The sequence below is a fragment of the Klebsiella sp. GB_Kp047 genome, assembly GCF_040065235.1.
GTDB lineage: Bacteria > Pseudomonadota > Gammaproteobacteria > Enterobacterales > Enterobacteriaceae > Klebsiella > Klebsiella quasipneumoniae.
This window is the reverse complement of sequence record NZ_JBEAJG010000003.1, coordinates 70882-90819: the sequence shown is the minus strand read 5'-3', so window position 1 is coordinate 90819 and position 19938 is coordinate 70882. Positions and strand designations below refer to the sequence as shown.

Annotated in this window: 17 protein-coding genes and 1 pseudogene; 7 read left to right on the top strand and 11 right to left on the bottom strand. The window is 59.8% G+C overall.

The window, feature by feature from the left end:
* Positions 1–61: 61 nt before the first annotated feature.
* From ABLV76_RS03205 to ABLV76_RS03185, 5 genes are all read left to right on the top strand, one after another.
* Positions 62–1582 (top strand): aldehyde dehydrogenase family protein, encoded by a 1521-nt coding sequence (locus ABLV76_RS03205; protein WP_108433581.1) that lies wholly within the window; start codon positions 62–64, stop codon positions 1580–1582.
* Positions 1583–2282: 700 nt separating this feature from the next.
* The gene (locus tag ABLV76_RS03200) at positions 2283–2867 is read left to right on the top strand and encodes a fimbrial protein (RefSeq protein WP_004205729.1); all 585 of its coding nucleotides are present in this window, start codon (positions 2283–2285) and stop codon (positions 2865–2867) included.
* A gap of 194 nt (positions 2868–3061) precedes the next feature.
* Positions 3062–3724, top strand: a complete 663-nt coding sequence (locus tag ABLV76_RS03195; protein WP_032426129.1) for a molecular chaperone — start codon at positions 3062–3064, stop codon at positions 3722–3724.
* 36 nt (positions 3725–3760) lie between these two features.
* Positions 3761–6316, top strand: a complete 2556-nt coding sequence (locus ABLV76_RS03190) for a fimbria/pilus outer membrane usher protein (protein ID WP_264923703.1) — start codon at positions 3761–3763, stop codon at positions 6314–6316.
* A 7-nt stretch (positions 6317–6323) separates the two neighbouring features.
* Positions 6324–7418 (top strand): fimbrial protein, encoded by a 1095-nt coding sequence (locus ABLV76_RS03185; RefSeq protein WP_348878183.1) that lies wholly within the window; start codon positions 6324–6326, stop codon positions 7416–7418.
* Here ABLV76_RS03185 and ABLV76_RS03180 read toward each other — a convergent pair.
* On the bottom strand, positions 7415–8104 hold the full coding sequence (locus tag ABLV76_RS03180; protein WP_348878182.1) for a molecular chaperone: 690 nt from the start codon (positions 8102–8104) through the stop codon (positions 7415–7417). The two genes, ABLV76_RS03185 and ABLV76_RS03180, sit on opposite strands and share 4 nt — an antisense overlap.
* 42 nt (positions 8105–8146) lie before the next feature.
* Positions 8147–8698 (bottom strand): fimbrial protein, encoded by a 552-nt coding sequence (locus ABLV76_RS03175; RefSeq protein WP_048295413.1) that lies wholly within the window; start codon positions 8696–8698, stop codon positions 8147–8149.
* Positions 8699–9158: 460 nt separating this feature from the next.
* Here ABLV76_RS03175 and ABLV76_RS03170 point away from each other — a divergent pair.
* Positions 9159–10011: pseudogene (locus ABLV76_RS03170) on the top strand (transporter substrate-binding domain-containing protein).
* Between the two features lie 54 nt (positions 10012–10065).
* Here the strand turns inward: ABLV76_RS03170 and ABLV76_RS03165 are convergent.
* The 9 genes from ABLV76_RS03165 to speB all read right to left on the bottom strand — a co-directional run bounded on the left by ABLV76_RS03165 (position 10066) and on the right by speB (position 18628).
* Entirely contained in the window at positions 10066–10686 is a 621-nt protein-coding gene (locus tag ABLV76_RS03165; RefSeq protein WP_048295408.1) for a hypothetical protein, read from the bottom strand.
* A 156-nt stretch (positions 10687–10842) separates the two neighbouring features.
* Positions 10843–11637 carry an SDR family NAD(P)-dependent oxidoreductase gene (locus ABLV76_RS03160; protein WP_348878181.1) on the bottom strand — a complete coding sequence of 265 codons (795 nt, stop codon included), beginning with the start codon at positions 11635–11637 and terminating at the stop codon, positions 10843–10845.
* Between the two features lie 60 nt (positions 11638–11697).
* Complete coding sequence (locus ABLV76_RS03155; protein WP_048295407.1) at positions 11698–12630, bottom strand: glyoxylate/hydroxypyruvate reductase A; 933 nt, start codon at positions 12628–12630, stop codon at positions 11698–11700.
* A 5-nt stretch (positions 12631–12635) separates the two neighbouring features.
* Positions 12636–13364 (bottom strand): class II aldolase/adducin family protein, encoded by a 729-nt coding sequence (locus tag ABLV76_RS03150; RefSeq protein ID WP_004899997.1) that lies wholly within the window; start codon positions 13362–13364, stop codon positions 12636–12638.
* On the bottom strand, positions 13365–14885 hold the full coding sequence (locus ABLV76_RS03145; RefSeq protein WP_064183151.1) for an amino acid ABC transporter permease/ATP-binding protein: 1521 nt from the start codon (positions 14883–14885) through the stop codon (positions 13365–13367). It lies immediately after the preceding gene.
* Between the two features lie 30 nt (positions 14886–14915).
* Positions 14916–15719 carry an ABC transporter substrate-binding protein gene (locus tag ABLV76_RS03140; RefSeq protein ID WP_023318954.1) on the bottom strand — a complete coding sequence of 268 codons (804 nt, stop codon included), beginning with the start codon at positions 15717–15719 and terminating at the stop codon, positions 14916–14918.
* Positions 15719–16807, bottom strand: a complete 1089-nt coding sequence (locus ABLV76_RS03135) for a 2-oxoglutarate and iron-dependent oxygenase domain-containing protein (protein WP_116397468.1) — start codon at positions 16805–16807, stop codon at positions 15719–15721. The genes ABLV76_RS03140 and ABLV76_RS03135 overlap by 1 nt, the downstream gene beginning before the upstream one ends.
* A complete protein-coding gene (locus tag ABLV76_RS03130; RefSeq protein ID WP_048325427.1) occupies positions 16804–17667 on the bottom strand; it encodes a TIM barrel protein in 864 nt (287 codons plus the stop codon). The genes ABLV76_RS03135 and ABLV76_RS03130 overlap by 4 nt, the downstream gene beginning before the upstream one ends.
* A gap of 10 nt (positions 17668–17677) precedes the next feature.
* Entirely contained in the window at positions 17678–18628 is a 951-nt protein-coding gene (gene speB, locus ABLV76_RS03125; RefSeq protein ID WP_348878180.1) for an agmatinase, read from the bottom strand.
* A gap of 115 nt (positions 18629–18743) precedes the next feature.
* On the opposite strand from speB, the gene ABLV76_RS03120 reads away from it, so the two are divergent.
* Complete coding sequence (locus ABLV76_RS03120) at positions 18744–19655, top strand: LysR family transcriptional regulator (RefSeq protein WP_004205760.1); 912 nt, start codon at positions 18744–18746, stop codon at positions 19653–19655.
* Positions 19656–19938 lie beyond the last annotated feature (283 nt).

Sequence of the window (19938 nt, the reverse complement as noted above, 5' to 3'; positions counted from 1 at the left end):
GGCGGCAAGTTTAAAAAATCAATATGCCGCTGCGTCTCAACCCTACAGAAGGAGAATTGCGATGCGTTATGCACACCCTGGCCAGCCCGGCGCCCTGGTTTCACTTAAATCCGCTTACGGCAACTTTATTGACGGTAAATTTGTCGAGCCGCTGAGCGGTGAATTCTTTATGAATACCTCCCCGGTAGACGGCAGCAACATTGCGCAGTTTCCCCGGTCGGATGCCAGAGACATTGACTTCGCCCTCGACGCCGCCCACCGTGCGGCGCCGGCGTGGGGCAAAACCTCAGTGCAGCAGCGCTCCAGGCTGCTGCTGCAGGTCGCCGATCGTATTGAACAGCATCTGGAATATCTGGCGGTGGCGGAGAGCTGGGACAACGGGAAACCGATCCGCGAAACGCTGAACGCCGACCTGCCGCTGGCGGTGGATCATTTTCGCTACTTCGCCGGCTGCCTGCGCGCCCAGGAGGGGAGTACCGCCGAGATTGATGAAACCACGGTAGCTTACCATTTCCATGAACCGCTGGGGGTTGTCGGTCAGATTATCCCGTGGAACTTCCCGCTGCTGATGGCCGCGTGGAAGCTGGCCCCGGCCCTGGCGGCGGGTAACTGCGTGGTGCTCAAGCCGGCGGAACAGACGCCGCTGAGTATTACTCTGCTGCTGGAGCTGATCGGCGATCTGTTCCCGGCCGGGGTGCTGAACGTGGTGCAGGGTTTCGGCAAAGAGGCGGGCGAGGCGCTGGCCACCAGCAAACGCATCGCCAAGCTGGCATTTACTGGCTCCACGCCGGTCGGGCGGCATATTCTCGCCTGCGCGGCGGAGAATATTATCCCCTGCACCGTCGAGCTGGGGGGCAAATCGCCCAATATCTACTTCGCCGATGTGATGGAGGGAGAAGAGGAGTTTATTGAGAAGGCGGTGGAGGGGCTGGTGCTTGGCTTCTTCAACCAGGGTGAGGTCTGTACCTGCCCGTCGCGGGCGCTGATCCATGAATCCATCTATGAGCCCTTTATGGCGCGGGTCATGGAGAAGGTGGCGCAGATCCGCCGCGGCGATCCGTTAGATACCGACACCATGATCGGCGCCCAGGCTTCCCGCCAGCAGTTCGACAAGATCCTCTCATATATTCAGATTGCCCGGGAAGAGGGCGGCCAAATCCTGACCGGCGGCGAGCGGGCGGCTATCGCGCCGGCGCTGGATAATGGTTTTTATATTCAGCCCACGCTAATTAAAGGCCGCAACGATATGCGCTCCTTCCAGGAGGAGATCTTTGGGCCGGTGATCGGGGTGACCACCTTTAAGGACGAAGCGGAAGCGCTGGCTATCGCCAATGAGACCCAGTTTGGCCTCGGCGCTGGGGTGTGGACGCGCGATACCAACCTCGCCTATCGCATGGGCCGCGGCATAAAAGCGGGTCGCGTATGGACCAACTGCTATCATGTCTATCCGGCGCATGCGGCGTTCGGCGGCTATAAACAGTCCGGCGTCGGCCGGGAAACGCACAAGATGGCGCTGGATGCCTATCAGCAAACCAAAAACCTGCTGGTGAGCTACGGCACCGCGCCGCTGGGCCTGTTCTGAAGTCCATCTCATTTCTGATTGATCCCCAGTCCGCAATCCATTCGGGTTGCGGATTTTTTTTACTTCAAAATAACCCCATGCAAACGATGGGTTTGTATCGGCGGCAACGGCAATATATTCACATCACTGATATAACCACTTTCACTTGAAAATAAAAACACTTCCAGAACAAGAAATTATCGGATGGGGGCTGACTGTCTTTTCGTCGTTTGTGTAGAAATGATGAATATTAATACCAGGAAAATTCCTAATTTTTTGGTGCTGCCCGGCAAGCGCACAATAAAACAAGACGACTTTTTGAACACTTATCTTTAAATTTGTTAATGGAATTGATCTGTTGTTGTTTAAAGGTATTTTAATTTCTTTTGTATAGATATGTAAATTAACATTGAAAAGCCATTTCAAAAATTAACTTTATGGCGAATACAGTTGTTAACCTACAATTAACATTTACTCGGGTTGCCTTTTGATACTTCGGGTAATATATTTATTTCGCACATCAAAATAACTCTTTTTTCTTCTGCTTGTCATTCATGGCCATCTGTTGGCGAAATAAAGCAGAGTGGAGAGAACGTGTGCCTACTATCCTGCGGAAGGAACGCAATGAACATTTACAGGGAGGAGCTGACGAGCCGTTTCGCGATAGCTATGGAGCTATTGGCGATGATGGAAAATATATTCGTTAACGATGAGATAAATAATGAAAAAACAACCTCGCTTTATCACCATCCTCATAGGGGCGCTGCTTTCTGGCGTCGCCTTCCAGGCTACTGCGGCCAATACCATTAATCCAAACTCGGGCACCAGTGCGCAAGGCGCCGGCGGGCAGATCACCTTCAATGGGTCGATCACCGACAGCTCTTGCAACGTCGATAGTAATTCTTCCGGCCAGCCTGTGGATCTGGGCAAATGGGCCAGCAACTATTTTACCGGCACCGGCGCCGAAACCACGAAAACTCCTTTCCATATCAAAGTGAAAGATTGCCCGGCCAGCGTGACTACCGTCGCCGTGCTGTTTGACGGCGCGCGTGAACAGACGGATACCTCCCTGCTGGCCATCAACGGCGGCGGCGCCAAAGGCGTAGCCATTAAGCTGTATGAGCACGATCAGACGACGGCGGTCAGCCTCGGTAAAACGACCGCAAAACAAACGGTCACTCCGGGTTCCAGCGGCGGTACCGGCACTGCCGACCTCGAGTTTTACGCCGACTATGTCTCCACCGCGGCGACCGTGACGGCAGGTAAAGCCGACGGTACGGCTAATTTCAATATGATTTATAACTAATCATATTGCACGTTATTCAGAGTCAGTTCATTGCGTCCTGATTAATTGCAGATAGCTAAAGAGATAATTGTCATGAAGTCATGAAATATATTCGTGACGGTATAGTTGTTTTTGCTAATTATCCCGACGGGTACTGGCTCTGTTATTTGCTGCTTTATTTTATTGTCTGTTCAACCTTTGCCTGATGGTAAGTCATGATGAAGAAAATAATTGCCGTTGCGGCCTTTCTGCTATGCTCCACGGCAGCGCAGGCCGGTATTGTCATGGGTGGAACCCGTGTGATTTATCAGGAAGGGAAGCGTGAAGCTGCTATTTCAGTCACTAATGCCGATACCCATACGCCCTATCTGGTGCAGTCATGGGTGGAAAATTACGCGGAAAACGATAAGGCCAGGGTGCCCTTCATTGTCACACCGCCCTTGTTCCGTCTCGATCCGGAGCAAAATAACGTCCTGCGCATTAACTTTATTGGCGCCTCGTTGCCCAGCGACCGTGAATCGGTCTACTGGCTGAACGTCAAAAGTATCGCCCCGACGCCCCAGGGCGAGGTGAACAAGCTGCAGGTCAATATTAAGTCGAAATTCAAAATCTTCTATCGCCCCAACGGCCTGGCGGGCGACCCGGCGAAAGCCTGGCAGCAGCTGAAGTTTAGCCAGTCCGGCGGTCATCTGACGGTGGCAAACCCCACTCCCTATTTTGTCTCTTTTTATTCCGTCGCGGTGGGCGGACAGGCAATTGACGACCCTGGCATGGTGGCCCCCTTCGGTCAGAAAACGTGGTCGGTGAGCGGGCACGGCACCGTCAAATGGCGGGCGATTAACGACTACGGCGGCGTCAGCGATTTCGCCCAGCAGTAATTCCCCTTTGTAATGAGCTTACCGGACGGCGCCAGCATGAAAAGAATAACAACAGCCAGGGTGCGGGAGTATGCCGCGTTGCCCGTCACCGCCGGACGGGCGCTGGCGCTGGCGACGCTGCCGACGATGATCTGTTGTCTCAGCCCGCTGAGCCGGGCGCTGGCTGACGACTATTTTGACCCGGCGGCGCTGGAGTTTGCCGACCCGCAGCAGCAAACCTCCGATCTGCACTACTTTGCCAAACCCGGCGGACAGCAGCCGGGGACTTACCCTGTCACCGTGGTGGTTAACGACCAGGAGCTGGGCCAGGCCGATATTACGTTTGTTGACGATGGCGGGAAGCTGCAGCCGGTGCTGACGCCCGGGCAGCTGGCGGAGTATGGGGTTAACGTTAGCGCGTTTCCGGCTTTTCAAACGCTGCATGAGGGTGAGACCTTCACCCGGATCGAGAAGTTTATTCCCGACGCCAGCAGCCGCTTCACCTTCGCTAACCAGCGCCTGACGCTGAGTATTCCCCAGGCGGCGATGAACGTGCAAAGCCGCGGCTATGTCGAACCCTCGCGTTGGGACGATGGCGTGCCGGCCGCGTTTGTCGATTACTATTTTTCCGGCGCGCAAATCAAGAACGCCGATGACGGGGAGAGCAGCCGCTCAAACTATCTCAATTTACGCAGCGGCGTGAACCTGGGCGCCTGGCGGCTGCGCAACGTCTCCTCAATGCAGTACGACCAGCAGCGCCGACACTGGGATTCACAGAGCACCTGGCTGCAGCGCGACGTCCGCTCGCTGAAGAGTCTGCTGCGGATCGGCGATACTTACACCACCGGCGACGTGTTTGACAGCATTCCGTTTCGCGGCGTACAGCTGATGTCTGACGATGAGATGCTCCCGGACAGCCAGCGTGGCTTTGCCCCCACCATTCGCGGCGTGGCGCACAGCAATGCCAAAGTGACCGTCTCCCAGCACGGATATGTGATTTACGAAACCTTTGTGTCGCCGGGGGCGTTCGCCATCAGCGATCTTTATCCCACCTCGCAGAGCGGCGATCTGGAGGTGAAGGTGACCGAGAGCAATGGTTCGGTGCGCACCTTTACCCAACCCTATTCCGCCGTGCCGTATATGCTGCGCGAAGGGCGAGGCAAATTCAGCCTCAGCGCCGGCCGCTACCACTCCGGGGCGGATTCGGTGCGCTCGCCGGAATTCCTGCAGGGCACCCTGTTCTATGGTTTGTCGGCAGGATTTACCCTCTACGGCGGCACGCAGCTGGCCCAGGACTATCAGTCATGGGCGCTGGGCCTGGGCCGCGGCTTCGGCGAATTCGGATCGCTGGGTGGCGACGTCACCCAGGCCGTCACCCGTACCCCGTCGGGTAAGCGCTATGCGGGCCATTCGCTGCGCGCTCAGTATCAGAAAAATTTTGTCAGCTCGGGCACCGCATTCAGCCTCGCCAGCTATCGCTACTCCTCCAGCGGCTATTACGATTTTGCCGAAGCCAGCGCCCTGGAAAGCGCGCAGGGGCAGGTGGACAACCGGCGCCGACGGGAAGAGATCTCGGTGTCACAAAGCCTTGGCGATCTGGGGAGTCTGGCGGTTTCCGCCTGGTCGCAGGAATACTGGCACCGGCAGAGCCGGGATGAGACGGTACATCTCGGGTTCTACAGCGCCTGGAAAGGGATCTCCTGGGGTGTGGGCTATTACTACACCCGCGCCAGCGGTCAGCAAAAAAATGATCGCTCCTGGTCTTTCAATATCAATATTCCGCTGGGTGGTCCGCTGTCCGACAGCGCGGTGAGCTACAACACCACCTCGGACAGCAATGGCTATACCTCGCAGCAGGTGTCGCTGTATGGCGCGGTGCCGTCGCGGCCGAACCTGTTCTACTCGGTTCAGCAGGGCTATGGCAATCAGGGACGAGGCAGCAATAGCAGCGCTGCTCTCGACTACCACGGCGGCTTCGGCAACGCCCAGCTTGGCTATCGCCATGACGCCGCCAGCAACCAGCTGACCTGGGGAGGCGCCGGCTCGGTGGTCGCGCATCCGCACGGGGTCACTTTCGGCCAGACGGTGGGCGAGAGCTTCGCCATCGTCCGCGCGCCGGGGGCCGCCGGGGTGGCGGTACAAAACGGCAACAATGTGCACACCGACTGGCGCGGCTATGCCGTGGTGCCGTCCCTCACCGCCTATCGGAAAAATGTCATTACCCTCGACACGGAGTCGATGGCGGATGATACCGACGTCGACCAGCAGGGGCAGACGGTGATCCCCAGCGGCGGCGCGGTGGTGATGGCCAACTACCGGACCCACATTGGCAACCGGGTGCTGTTTACCCTCCGCAATGCCCAGGGGCCGTTACCGTTTGGCGCCAGCGCGCAATTGGTCACGGCGGAGGAGAGCGGCAATGCGCCGGGCGGCATGGTGGCTGACGGCGGCCAGGTGTACCTCAGCGGTGTACCGCAGGAGGGGACCCTGGCGGTGAGCTGGGTCGTGAACAACCAGTCGCAGAGCTGCAGGCTGCATTTTCATCTTCCGGATAACCCACAGCAGAGTCTGAACACGGTGAAAACCGTCTCCGGACTGTGCCAGACACGCTGAGGCGGCTATGAAATCTGTTTTTCGTCTACTTCCTTTCCTCTTTCTGCTGACGCTGAGCGGTTATCTTCCCGGCGTGCGGGCGGAAACCTGCCGCGCGAATATCGGTCAGACCACGGTCAATATTCCCAATATCAAGTATTTACCCACGCTGCCGGTCAATACCCAGATGACCAGCGCGATGGCGGATAACGGCAGCGGGATCCCCTTTTCCTGCGACCTGCAGCTGCCGACGGCGAGCGCCAAACGCATCGTCTATAAGCAGCTGAAAACCGGCGGCGCGCCGGTGGTGATTAATGGACAGCACGTCTACCCCAGCGCCATCGACGGCATCGGGTATTCGCTCAGCTTTCAGTGCGCCGGCGGCCCGATGCGCGCTATCGACGGCAGCCATTCCGCGGGCGGCGAGTCGGTGGTGGTGTGCGACAGCGCGATGCTCCCGGCGCTGATGACGCAGCAGCAAACCACGGTCAGGATCGCGGTGACCTTCTATAAAACCGGGACGGTGCAGCTGGCGGACGGGACGCATACCAACTCGCCGTCGCTGCCGCAGGTGGGGGAGATGACCATTGAGCAGCAGGCCAGCGGCAGCGCCAGCTATGTCGCCAGCGCGCCGGTCAGTATCGATATGGCTGCCCTGAACGTGGACATCGGCAGCAGCGGTAGCTGTCAGGTGACGACGTCGTCGATCCAGGTCACTCTGGGCACGGTAAATCGGGCGGAGTTTCACGGTAAAGGGAGCACCGGCGGCCAGGCGAAGCGCTTTTCGATCCCGGTGTTCTGTCCGACGCCGACCGACGTGCGCATCGGCTTTTTCGGCGTCAGCGTGGAGAGCGATACCCTGGCGCTGAGCCAGGTCAGCAACAGCGCCAGCGGCGTCGGCGTGAAGCTGACCTACGGCAATAACCCCGGCGCGGCGGAGCCCGACGGCACCAGCGTTAAGATCAATGAGGCCAGCAATCTGCCGATCCTGAAAAGAGTAACCGGCGCCAGCGCCGGGACCGCCGAGGCTATCAATTTTAACGCGCAGTATGTGCAAACCGACGCCACCGTGGCGGCGGGCACGGCCAATAGCATGGTGACCTTTGCCCTGGAGTATAACTAGCCTGGCCCCGGGGGCAGACTGCCCTGCAGCGGGATCGGCACCACCGCGCCGTAGTCGTCGATATAGTTCAACTGGTACAGGCGAGCGCTGTCGGTGGTCATTACGGTATGGCTGCTGTAGGGCCGGAGCATCACGTTTCTCATCGGCGAGAGGTGGCCTTTATTATCGATCAGCGCTCCGTTGACCAGGGTGATATGCAGTGGGCCTGAGTTCGTCAAGCGCAGGTTATTGCCGCTCTGCTGCCACTGCAGCTTTTGCACCTCTTTGACGAGGGTGGTGGCGATGGCGGGTGGACGATAAAACAGCTTCAGACGGGTGCGGACGACAAATTGCAGCGTATGATTGCCGCCGGCGGTCGGCGGCGTCTCCTGGATATTGACCCAGAACAGGCTTTCCCGATCGTCGGGCAGCCCGCTGCCGAGATAGATAAAGCGCAGTTGGGCGGATTGCTGCGGCGATAAATAGACCAGCGGCGGCGTCGCCACCATCGGCAGGCGGACGCGCGAGGCATTGAGCCCGGCGTCCAGCCAGATCTGCACTTTATAGGGGGTGCTGCTGCGGTTATTGATATTCAGGCTGGCGACTTTGTCTTTTCCTGAATAGATCACCCGTGAGGCATTAATGGTTATCCCGGCGCAGGCCTGAAAGGCCAATGCGCTGAGCAAAACAGCCACCTGAGTTTTCATGATCGCTTCCTTTACGTCGACGTTTCATCCCTGACCGGAAAGCTATTCCTGCATAATGGTAAACCGGGCCGTCGCGTTGCCGTCGCCAGGATCCATGTGGGCTTTATCCCAAGTGTAGTAGAAAGCTTTGAGCCTGAAGGTGCCGGAGCCGCCGTCCACCGGGATCTCAATGCGGGGATCGTGTTGCGGATCGATGCGTTCATCGAGGCTGAGCGGAGTGCCTGTACGGTCGGTGAGCAGAATTCCTACGTTGCCGGCCGGCTTGCCGCGGCCGTCGAGGGCCAGTACGCGATGTTCAGGCATGCCGGTGGGGGTGGGGCCATCCACCACAATATAGTAGGTGCCTTTCTCGCAATCTTTGACGCGAATATCGACACCTACCGCCGGCCCGGTGCCAGACTGACTGTTTTTCAGCCGCGACAGCGGTATGTCGCCCATGCTGACGTTGATGACCCCGTTGTCGCCCGCTCCCTCAAGCTTGCATGCCCCGTTCACAACCTTACCGATAAAGTTCAGCGTGCCGTCTGCCGCGCCAACCGGGCCGGCAACCAGTCCGGCAACCAATGTCGCCAGACACAGCGAGATTAATTTCATTTTCTTTCCTTCTGTATTGCCGATAAAACAGATCGCCAGAGCATGAATTCTGCCGCGTCAGGGGGGGGAATTATTTGCACTGGATATGTTTTTAATTAGTTTATTTAACTTACCAATTTATTTACGTCTGGAAATAATCTGCGCGTGTTATTTATTATCGCTTTACCGGGATATTAGCGTGGGGAAATAGCGGAGTAAATAAGACGGACAATGACCAGAGTGGAAGGGGGAATATCGCGAGATAAAATGTTTTTTTATTTTAATACAATGAGTTAGATTTTTACTGCTGCTGTTTTTGAACCTAATTTCGACATCACGTCAGGCTGGAAAATACGATCGCTGGCGTAAGGCTACGCCCGGCGGATGAGAAATCATTCACCGGGCGTAGCCCTGTTTCGTTGTCAGATTTGCGATCGGCAACCGCCACGCCGGGTTGTATGTCCCGGAATTTAAAAATAGGATGAATTCCCTGTTACGCGCGGCGGAGGGTGCTGACTGAGAAGCGGCCCGCCACCCCGGCGCGCAAACCCGATAACAATAAGGATGGCGAGATGAAACTGACGGTGGGGCTGGCGCTGACGCTGGCGATAATGACCTGCGGCGCCCAGGCGCGCGATATGCAAACCATCGAGCGCAGCGGTGAACTGAAGGTCGGCGTGCCGGGCGACTACGCCCCGCTGGCGTTTCGCAATGCCGCCGGCGAGCTGCAGGGCTATGACGTCGACATGGCCCGCGATCTCGGGCGCACGCTGCGGCTGAAGGTGAGCTTCGTCTACACCAGCTGGCCCGCGCTCGCCGCCGATCTGCAGGCGGACAAATTCGATATTGCGATGGGCGGCGTGACGCAGACGCCGGCGCGGGCGAAGGACTTCGCCCTCAGCCACCCGGTGGTGGCGAACGGTAAAATCGCCTTAGCCAACTGTCAGGCTGCGCCACGGCTTGGATCGCTGGAGAAGATTGACCGTCCGGAGGTGAAGGTGGTCGTCAACCCTGGCGGCACAAACCAGAGCTTTGTCGATGAGCATATTAAGCAGGCGCAGATTATTCGCGTACAGAACAACGTCGATAATCTGGAGGCGCTGCGGCAGAAAACGGCCGATATGATGGTGACCGATCTGATCGAAGGCGACTATTACCAGAGCAAAGAACCCGGTGTGTTCTGCGTCGCCAACGAGACGCCGTTCGCCGGCACCGCCAGCGATAAGGTGTATATGATGAGTAAAGATAATCCGGCGCTGCTGGAGAAAGTGAACCAGTGGCTGGATAGCCAGGACAAAGAGGTTCTCAAACGGAAGTGGAAAATTCGCGGTTAACGCGGCGGCGCGTCACCGCCGGCGGGCGCGTCCGGCGGTGGTTATCGGCCGCAGTCAGCCCTGCGGCGACAGCGCCTGTCGCGCCAGACCGCGGAAGTAGCAGGCGTAGCCGAGGGTGGCGGTCAGGCACAGCATATAGCCAAACGACTCGCTGCCTTCCTCCACCGTATTTTTCACCACCCGGGCGAAGTTCTCATTCAGTACGGCGTACCACAGGCCGTGCATGCCGAACAGCCGCGAGAAGACCAGAATCGCCAGCAGGCCGCTGATCATCATGCCGTAATAGGGCGTGCGGGTATAAGCCGCCAGCTGCGACAGGGTCTGACGCAGATGGCGCAGCGGCGCCAGCAGCGACCCCGCGGTGGCCAGCAGGGCAAACCACACCCAGCTGCCATGGGAAAGTAAATCAAACAGGCCATCCAGCTCACGGATCAGCATGGCGAGGAAGAAGCCGCCGATGAGGATATTGCTGTAGCGTAAGTGGGGGTAGTTGCGCGCCAGCAGGAAGTGAACCAGTACGATGACGGCCAGCACGCTCTCCTGCACCACTTCAGTCAGCGACACCTCCGGGATGTCGTTGCCAAATACCCGAATATCCACCCACAGGCAGAGTACCGCGATGGCGGCCGCGACCGCCGCGCCGAGAAAGAAAAGCAAGCTTCGTAACAGAGACATTAACACCACAACTTATATTTAAAACAAATATCATAAGTTTTGGGAATACATGTTCCTGTTCACTTTGTGCGACTTTGCGGCGGTTTTTTAACGTTTTGCGCTTTTTAGCGCCGGGAAAGACGACAGGGGAGGGGGACTCCCCTGAATGAGAGGACGTCAGAGAATATCATCCACCACGCCGCCGTCGACGCGCAGCGCGGCGCCGGAGGTGGCCGACGCCTGCGGCGAGCAGACGTATACCACCATATTGGCGACCTCTTCCACCGAGGCCGCCCGCTGGATCACCGAACTCGGACGGTGGGTCATGACGAACGCTTTCGCCAGTTCCTCCAGCGACTGGCCGGTTCTCGCCACTTCGTCTTTCAGCATTTCGGCAAAGCCGTCAGAAATCGTCGGCCCCGGCAGAACGCTGTTAACGGTCACTCCACTGCCGGCGACATATTTCGCCAGGCCGCGGGCCAGCGACAGTTGGGCGGTCTTGGTGACGCCATAGTGGATCATATCCGCCGGGATATTGCGCGCCGATTCCGAGGAGATAAACACCACCCGTCCCCAGCCTTTGCTGACCATCGCCGGCAGCAGCCCCCGCGACAGGCGTACGCCGGACATGACGTTGGTCTGCCAGTAGTTGTCCCATGTCGCGTCGTCGGTGGCGTAGAAATCCTGCGGGCCATAGATCCCGGCGTTATTGACCAGGATATCGACGCCGGTCACCGCCCGCAGCAGCTGGGCTGCGCCGTCGGCACCGCTGAGGTCGGCGATGGCGGGTCGCACCTTCGCGCTCGACACCTCATTTTGCAGACGAGCGATGGCGGCGTTCACGCTCTGCTCGCTGCGCCCGTTAATGATGATCTCTGCGCCGCTCTCCGCCAGGCCTTTGGCGATAGCAAAGCCAATACCCGCCGTGGAGGCGGTGACCAGCGCGACTTTCCCCGATAAATCAATCTTCATGTTCCTGCCTTTTGGTTGTGAATCACCCATTAAGCGTAGCAGCGACGGTATCGGTGGGGATCAGTAACCGGCGTGCTTATTGACCAGGTTTTTGAGCGGCAGCCCGCGACGCTGGCGCTGAATGTTCTCCAGCAGCTGGCGGGCGATCACCTCGGCAGGGGCAGCAGAGGCCATATGCGGGGTGATCACCACCTGCGGATGGCGCCACAGCGGATCGTCAGCCGGCAGTGGCTCCTGCGGGAAGACGTCGAGCACTGCGCCGGCGAGCTGGCCGCTCTCCAGCGCCGCCAGTACATCCTCATTGACCATATGCTCTCCGCGCCCGCAGTTGATTAATACCGCTCCGGCGGGAAGCCGGCTGAACAGCGGCGCGGCGAGGATACCCCGGGTCTGCGCGGTGAGCGGCAGGAGGTTAATCAGTCCGTCAAGCGACCCGAGGAAGCTGTCGAGCGCCTCCTCGCCGCGATAGCAGGTGACGCTAGCCAGCTGCTTTTCACTGCGCGACCAGCCAGAGACCCGATAGCCAAGGCGGGCCAGCTGGTCGGCGATATAGCCGCCAATTTCGCCGAGGCCCATAATGCCGATATGGAAGTCGGCGGCGGCGCGCTGGGGATAGAGCTTCCAGGTTTGGGTCCGCTGGTGGGCCAGCGCCCGGTCGAAATGGCGCTGAAACCACAGGACGCTCCACAGAGCATATTCGAACATGCCGTGGCGAAAATCTTCATCGATCACCCGGCACAGCGGGATCTCGCTGGCGAACAGCGCGGGCGGCAGATGATCGACCCCGGCGGACGCGGCCTGGATCAGCTTCAGCCCCGGCGAGCGGCTCAGCAGCTGCGGGTCCGGGAACCAGCAGCTGGCGTACTGGGCGTCGCGTGCCGCCTGGTGATGGGGCAGAAGCGCCGTGACGTCGGGAAACTGCTGCAGGGCGGCGCAAATATCGCGGGCGAAATCCGCGTCGTTACAATCCACAACGATAGTGATATCAGACATAGGCGTTAGTCTTTGTAAGAGGTATCGAGACGGTCAAGACGGCGCAGCCACGCCTGCCAGACCTGTTGACGTTCATGCTCCACGCCCATCAGCTGCTCGCAGGCGTGCTGGCTGAGGTGCGGGGCGATGGTGTGGATCGGGCTGAGGGCCGCCAGCTGGGCGGTGGCCATCTGGATCTCGCAGGCGCGGTTCAGGTAGTACATGATGTAAAACGCATCGGCCACGGTGCGGCCCACCGACAGCAGGCCGTGGCTCTGCAGGATCATGGCGATATTATTCCCCAGCGAGCGCTGGATGCGCGCCCGTTCGTCGAGGTCAAAGGCCACCCCTTCATAGGGATGGTAGCCGACGCGCTGGTAAAACTCGGTGCTGATCTGGTTAAGCTGCAGCAGGCCGTCCTCGCAGGCGGCCACCGCCATTCCCGGCAGCGTATGGGTGTGGATCACGCAGTGGGCGTCTTCCCGGGCCATATGCACCGCGCTGTGGATGGTAAAGCCCGCCGAGTTAGCTGGCGCGTCGCCCTCGACGACCTTGCCCTGCATATCCACCACGATCAGGTTGCTGGCGGTGACTTCGTCAAACATCATGCCGAAGGGGTTAATTAAAAAACGCGGCTCGCCATCGCCGGGCAGGCGCACGGAGAAGTGGGTGTAGAGGGTATCCTCCCAGCCGAACAGCGCCGCCAGCCGGTAGGCGGCGGCCAGCTGCTGGCGCAGGTGTTGCTCAGTTGCCATTTAGCGTACTCCCATAAATTCACGGATTCGTTGCAGAGAAGGGGCCTCCAGCGGGCTGCGGATCACCTGCGGGGCGATGTCGGCCTGCACCACGCCGTTCTCCATCAGCACCACGCGGTCGGAAATCGACAGGGCAAAATCCATCTCGTGGGTGACAATCAGCATGGTCATGCCTTCGCGGGCCAGCGACTGAATGACCTTCAGCACCTCGCCCACCAGCTCGGGATCCAACGCTGAGGTCGGTTCGTCAAACAGCATGATGTCCGGCTTCAGCGCCAGCGCCCGGGCGATCGCCACGCGCTGCTGCTGGCCGCCGGAGAGCTGGCCGGGGTATTTGTGGGCGTGGGCCAGCAGACCGACGCGGTCGAGCAGCGCCAGGGCCTGCTCGCGGGCGACCGGCTGATCCAGCAGCTGGTGGTAGCGCGGAGCCAGCATCACGTTGTCGAGCACCGTGCGGTGGGGGAACAGGTTGAAGCTCTGGAAGACCATGCCGATACGCCGCACCCCGGCGCGCATCTGGCGTTTATCGACGATGGCTCCGCCTTTCAGGTAGTCCTCGCCGTAGAGAATGATCTCCCCGCCATCAATACTTTCGAGGGCGTTGATGGTGCGGATCAGGGTCGTTTTGCCTGAGCCGGACGGGCCGATGATGCAGATCACCTCCCCATTCTCCACCTGTAGGTCGATGCCTTTCAGCACCTCATGCTGACCCCAGGATTTGCGGATGCCCCGCAGATCCAGCGCCGGCGGCGCGCCGTTGACGGCCGGAGTTTTGATCTCCTCCGTCAGCGCCGGCAGGCTCTGGCGCAGCGCCTGGCATTCCGCCTCGCTGAGGGTTTGCGGACGCTTGCGCTGAATATCGAGGCTATTCTCCAGCCCCCGGAACAGCCAGGTGAAGACGGTAACCACCATGACGTAGTACACCGCCACCGCCAGCAGCGTCTCCATCACGAGGAAATTTTGCGCGTACAAGCGCTGGCCGGTGAGCAGCAGCTCGGGTAAGGAGACCACCGACAGAATCGAGCTCAGCTTAATGATGGTGATGTATTCATTGATCAGCGTCGGCAGCGAGATGCGAAACGCCTGAGGAATAATAATTAGCCGCTGGATGCCGATAAAGCTGAAGCTCAGCGCATGGCCCGCCTCGCTTTGCCCTTTGGCCACCGACAACAGCCCGCCGCGGTGGATCTCCGCCATATAGGCCGCTTCGGTGACGGTCATCGACACCAGCCCGGCGATAAACGGCACCCCGAGCAGCGGCTGGGTCACCGGAAACAGCTGCGGCAGGTTGTAGACAAACACCAGCAGCACCATCAGCGGCACGCTGCGGAAAAACCAAATATAGAGTTCGACGGGGATCTTGATCCAGCGCGGCGCCGAGAGCTTCGCGCAGGCTAGCAGAAAACCGACCACCAGGCCGATCCCCCAGGACAAGGTGCTGACCACGATCACGGTCACGCACGCCTGCCAGAATGCCCCAATGCTAAACAATGAAAAAAAGTATCCCCAATCGAACGCCATACCGACTCCTGTTGCGCAGTGCTTATTGTCTTAATCGATGCTTTCTAAGTTGTATTTTTTGATCAGCGCGGCATATTTGCCGTTGGCTTTCAGCGTAGCGAGGGTGGCCTTAATCGCCTCCGCCAGCTCCGTGTTGCCTTTGGCGACGTAGATCCCCAGCGGCAGCGGGTAGACCAGGCGCGTCGAGCTTATCGCCAGGCGACCGCGGCTCTTATCGACGATAATCTGCGCCGCCGGGGCGATCTCGAGCTGGGCGTCGATATTCTTCGACAGCAGCGCCTGGGAGGCTTCCGGCGCCGTCGGGAACTCCTGAATGGTGATGGCCGGTTTACCGTTTTTCAGGCACCACTCATCGGAGTGTTTTTTCAGGCTGGTCACCCAGGTGGTGCCTGCCTGCAGACCGACCTTCACGCCGCACAGCTCATCTTCGGTTTTCGGCTGCACCGCGCCGCCCTTCAGGGCGATGATCGACGCGCCGGAGAGGGCGTAAGGGATGGCGTCGGCCTGCTTCTGGCGTTCCGGCGTCACGTACATCCCGGAGATCACCGCGTCATATTTCTTGCCGATGCCGAGGATCAGGCTGGTGAACTTGGTGTCGATCAGCTGCGGTTTGGCCTGCAGATGCTCGGCGATCAGCGTCGCGAACTCCGGGTCGAGACCGACGATGTTGTTATTGCTGTCATAGGACTCAAACGGCGGGTAGGTAACCTCCATCCCCACCTTAAAGACGCCCTCGGTCAGCAGTTCCGCCGCCTGGGTGACAGAGGAGAAACAGGCGCTGACGGCGAGGGTAAGCGCGACGCGGCGCGAGATTTTTTTCAGGGTGCTAGTCATCATGGTTCCTCACGGGGGGTTAGGGGGTTTTTTTGCTGTGCCTGTTTTTTCAAATGGCCAAAGGTATTGGTGCCGCGCGCGCGCTCCGGCAGCTGGAGCTCGCCGCGATTGACCTTCTCGCGCAGATAGCGATAGGTTTGCAGCGCCTGGCTCCACATATGCTCTCCGATGCTCAGCTCCTGATATTCGCTGGCTTCGCCGGCGGCCAGAAAGGTCGGTAGCGGGCGGATCAGCGTGTGGTAATCGCAGGCGAAAAACAGCGGGAAGGAGTACCGCTCCTGCGGCACTTTGCGCACCCGGTGGGCTGTAGCAACAAATGTGCCAGCGCTGAGCACTTCCAGCATGTCGCCGATATTGATCACGAACGCCTCTTCTCCGGCGGCGTTCGTGACAGGAGGCGCGTCGATCCACACGCTTTCTTCATTGAGGACTTCAAGCCCGGGCTGGTCGGCGAGCAGCAGGGTGAAGCACTCATAGTCGGTGTGTGCACCAATTCCGGGAACATCTTCGACGCTGGCGTCAAACGGGTAATGGATTAGCCGCAGCTTAGCCGGCGGGCAGGTCACCATCGGTTTGAAATACCCTTCCGGCAGGCCGAGCGCGAGGGCGAAAGCGTCGAACAGGCGGTGGCCGAGGGCGAAGACCGCATCGTAGTAGGCCAGCACCCGCGCGCGGAAATCCGGCAGATCGGGCCACTCGTTGGCGCCGATCAGCGGTGTACTGGCGAGCACCAGCGGATGGTCGTCCGCCGCCTGGAAGCCGATATCGAACGCCTCTTTATGGTCCGGCTTGCCGGCGCCGTAGATCTCTTCTCCTTCCGGGACGTAGCCCTTATGGCTTTTGGAGCGGCCGATGTAGTAGTTCATCTTCTCCTCCATCGGCAGGGCGAAGATCTGCTTCGCCGCCTCGCGGACGCCGGCGATCAGCGCCGGGTCGATGCCGTGGCCGGTGATGTAGAAAAAGCCCACCTCGCGCGCCGCGCGGCCGATGGCGTCGGCCACCGCCTGGCGCCTGGCGAGATCGTCGCCGGCCAGATCGCGGATATCGATGGTCGGGAGTTCAGTAAAAGCGTGCTTCACGGCGGTCATGGCTGCGGTTCCTGTTCAGTGAGCGTTAAAAACTGCTGAAAGTGGGCCTGCTGGCGCGCGGCCATCCAGGCGTTGAGCGACCAGAGATCGGCCACCGGAACGTTGGTGAACGGCAGGTGGTGCAGATAGCCGTCGGCGCCAAACTCCGGCGTCAGGGTAGTTTGCTGATAGCCGCGCCGGCGCTGTGAATGCCAGATTTGCTCCCAGAAGCGCTCGGCAAAGGCCAGCGCCGGCTGATACTCCGGCGCCGCCGGGTGCGGCACCTGCGGCCCCTGGTCGTAGCCCACCCGGGCCTGCACGTGATGCACGCGGTCGATAAAGGCGCTGAAGTCATCGCAGGGGTCATCCAGCAAGCGCTCGCTGACCACCACCCAGTGGCTGATGTCGGCGGTAAAGCGCAACTGGGGGAGTTGCTGAACAATCTCCAGGGTGAGCCACGGGCTGTACAGCGAGGTGGCGCGATGGGTTTCAAAGCTGCAGGTCAACCCAAACCCGGCGGCCAGCTCGTGCGCCCTGCCGAGAAAATCGACCTGCTGCGCCAGCGGCCAGCGATCGTTGCCCGCCAGCAGATTGACAAAGCGCGGGTTGAGACCGCTGGCCTCGGCGAAGCGGGTCTGCAGGCGCGCCAGATGCTGTTCCGGCGTTTCATGCTGGGCGGGGAGCACCCCACCGCCGCTGAAGAGGATGGCGATATACTCCAGCCCCGACGCCTGCAGGCGGTCGGCGAGCTGCCGCCGCTCCTCCGCCGTCAACGGGACGCGGGCTTCGATACCGCAGCAGCCGACGCGCTGCAGTTCATCCAGCGTTTGCGGCCAGGGGGTCGTCACTCCCCAGAGGGTGCGAAAGCATTTCAGCTCCATGGCGGCTTCCTCAGGCGTACTTCACGCCGGGCAGGACGCAGAGCATCTCGTACAGCAGGTTGGCCGCCAGCTGGGAGGTATTACCGCTCACGTCGTAGGGGGGCGAGACCTCCACCAGATCGGCGCCAATCAGGTTCAGGCTGCGGCAGCCGCGGACGATCTCCAGCGCCTGAATGGAGGTCAGACCGCCAACTTCCGGCGTCCCGGTTCCCGGAGCCCAGATGGGATCGAGGCTGTCGATATCAAAGCTGAGATACACCGGCCCGTCGCCCATCTGCTGGCGGACTTCGGCCATCAGCGGCGCCAGCGAGATATGCCAGCACTGCTCCGCCTGCACCAGGCGAAAGCCCTGGTCAACGCCCCACTGGAAGTCGCCGGCGGCGTAGCCCTGGGCGCGCTGGCCAATCTGCACCACCCGTTTGAGGTCGAGCAGTCCCTCCTCAACGGCGCGGCGGAAGGTGGTGCCGTGGGCGATTTTCTCACCGAACATCTCATCATTGGTGTCGGTATGGGCGTCGACATGGATGAGCCCCACCGGCCCATGTTTTTTGGTCAGCGCCCGCAGGATCGGCAGGGTAATGGTATGGTCCCCGCCGAGGGTGAGGGGGATCAGCGGATAACTATTCAAACCGGTGTAGTAATCTTCGATAATTTGCACCGATTTGAGCAAACTGTAGGTATTGATCGGCACATCGCCGATATCGGCCACCGACAGCGAGTCGAACGGCGCGGCGCCGGTCGCCATATTGTACGGACGGATCATCACCGATTCGGCGCGAATATAGCGTGGTCCGTAGCGCGTACCTGAGCGCTGCGAGGTGCCGATATCCAGCGGAATGCCGACAAACGCCGCATCAAGTCCCTGTAAATCTTCGATAAACGGCAGGCGCATCATCGTGGCGCGGCCGGCGAAGCGTGGCATCTCATTGCCACCCTGCGGTTGGTGAAAGAGGTTATCCATGTCTGCTCCTGAATCTGACGGATGAAACGTAACAGGAGAGATAGTGCGCAACCCGCGCTGGACTTTACATCGTCTGGCGTAAATACTCAGTTCATTTATTGGTGAACTAAATACGATGCATAATGACGCCAGCCTCAATATTCGCCAGCTGCAGGTTTTCGAGGCGGTGGCCCGCCTGGAGAGCTACAGCCGGGCCCAGCAGGAGCTGGGCATTTCGGTCTCCGCCATCAGCAATGCGATGTCGCAACTGGAGGGACAGCTCGGCTTCACCCTCTGTCAGCGCGGGCGCGGCGGCTTTTCCCTGACCGAGAAAGGTCAGCAGTTTTTACAGCAGGCGATCCGCGTGCTGAGCGAACTCAATGAGCTGGAGCGGCAGTCGGCCCTGCTTAAAGGGGAGCACAGCGGCACCCTGTGCATCTCGACGCTCGACTCCATCGAGACCGAAACGGCGCTCTCGCTGCCGGTGGTTCTGCGCAGCTTCAGCGACAAATTTCCCCATGTGCATATCAAACTGATTATTCGCACCCCGGCGGAGCAACTGAACGGGGTGCTGAACAACCATATCGACCTGGCCATCGGCAGCTACAACTCGCAGGTGCATAACATCATCAGCGAGCCGCTGTACCGCGAGCAGCACTGGCTCTACTGCAGCGATCTGCACCCGATGTTCTTCAGCCGCCAGCTCGATAAAGAGCAGATCAGCCAGTGCCCGCTGGTGACCCGCAGCTACTGGAACACCAGCGATCTCCGCCGCCGGGGCTTCAGCAAAGGCAGCGCCACCGTTGAGACCGTCGACGCCCAGCTGCTGCTGATCCTCTCGGGAAAATATATTGGCTATCTGCCGGAGCATTACGCCTGGCCGTGGATCAAAGAGAACCGCCTGCGGGTGCTGCTGCCCAACGAGTTTGGCTTTCAGTCGCCGTTCTCGGCTATCTGTAAGCGCGGGCGCAGCAATGAACCCTATCTGAAAGCGTTCCGCGATCTGCTGAAGAAGAACACGGTGGCGCGGCCGAAGTGGAATTATTAAGCGGGGCGGGCGCTTCCCTCCGCCGTGGCGGCGGTTTTCCTGTTCAAAAAACGAACGGCAGCCGGTAGCCCGCTTGTGCTGGGGCTGCCGGACAACTGCCTCCAGGTTATCCACAGGGTTAGGCGCCGCAGGTGTGGACAGCTCGCCGGGCGGCGCGGTCGTTAGCGATTCGCTTTAATGGTTTTTTCCGCAATCGTGATGGTGGAGAGTTTGTGCAGGAAGATCAGCGCCTGGTGAAAGGGGGATGCGATGGCGATCGTGCCGGCCAATGAACCGGGGAATA

Excerpts from the sequence above, each read along its gene's own strand:
- ABLV76_RS03205 (WP_108433581.1), top strand. The coding sequence starts at position 62 with ATGCGTTATGCACACCCTGGCCAGCCCGGCGCCCTGGTTTCACTTAAA.
- ABLV76_RS03200 (WP_004205729.1), top strand. The coding sequence starts at position 2,283 with ATGAAAAAACAACCTCGCTTTATCACCATCCTCATAGGGGCGCTGCTT.
- ABLV76_RS03195 (WP_032426129.1), top strand. The coding sequence starts at position 3,062 with ATGATGAAGAAAATAATTGCCGTTGCGGCCTTTCTGCTATGCTCCACG.
- ABLV76_RS03190 (WP_264923703.1), top strand. The coding sequence starts at position 3,761 with ATGAAAAGAATAACAACAGCCAGGGTGCGGGAGTATGCCGCGTTGCCC.
- ABLV76_RS03185 (WP_348878183.1), top strand. The coding sequence starts at position 6,324 with ATGAAATCTGTTTTTCGTCTACTTCCTTTCCTCTTTCTGCTGACGCTG.
- ABLV76_RS03180 (WP_348878182.1), bottom strand. The coding sequence starts at position 8,104 with ATGAAAACTCAGGTGGCTGTTTTGCTCAGCGCATTGGCCTTTCAGGCC.
- ABLV76_RS03175 (WP_048295413.1), bottom strand. The coding sequence starts at position 8,698 with ATGAAATTAATCTCGCTGTGTCTGGCGACATTGGTTGCCGGACTGGTT.
- ABLV76_RS03165 (WP_048295408.1), bottom strand. The coding sequence starts at position 10,686 with ATGTCTCTGTTACGAAGCTTGCTTTTCTTTCTCGGCGCGGCGGTCGCG.
- ABLV76_RS03160 (WP_348878181.1), bottom strand. The coding sequence starts at position 11,637 with ATGAAGATTGATTTATCGGGGAAAGTCGCGCTGGTCACCGCCTCCACG.
- ABLV76_RS03155 (WP_048295407.1), bottom strand. The coding sequence starts at position 12,630 with ATGTCTGATATCACTATCGTTGTGGATTGTAACGACGCGGATTTCGCC.
- ABLV76_RS03150 (WP_004899997.1), bottom strand. The coding sequence starts at position 13,364 with ATGGCAACTGAGCAACACCTGCGCCAGCAGCTGGCCGCCGCCTACCGG.
- ABLV76_RS03145 (WP_064183151.1), bottom strand. The coding sequence starts at position 14,885 with ATGGCGTTCGATTGGGGATACTTTTTTTCATTGTTTAGCATTGGGGCA.
- ABLV76_RS03140 (WP_023318954.1), bottom strand. The coding sequence starts at position 15,719 with ATGACTAGCACCCTGAAAAAAATCTCGCGCCGCGTCGCGCTTACCCTC.
- ABLV76_RS03135 (WP_116397468.1), bottom strand. The coding sequence starts at position 16,807 with ATGACCGCCGTGAAGCACGCTTTTACTGAACTCCCGACCATCGATATC.
- ABLV76_RS03130 (WP_048325427.1), bottom strand. The coding sequence starts at position 17,667 with ATGGAGCTGAAATGCTTTCGCACCCTCTGGGGAGTGACGACCCCCTGG.
- speB (WP_348878180.1), bottom strand. The coding sequence starts at position 18,628 with ATGGATAACCTCTTTCACCAACCGCAGGGTGGCAATGAGATGCCACGC.
- ABLV76_RS03120 (WP_004205760.1), top strand. The coding sequence starts at position 18,744 with ATGCATAATGACGCCAGCCTCAATATTCGCCAGCTGCAGGTTTTCGAG.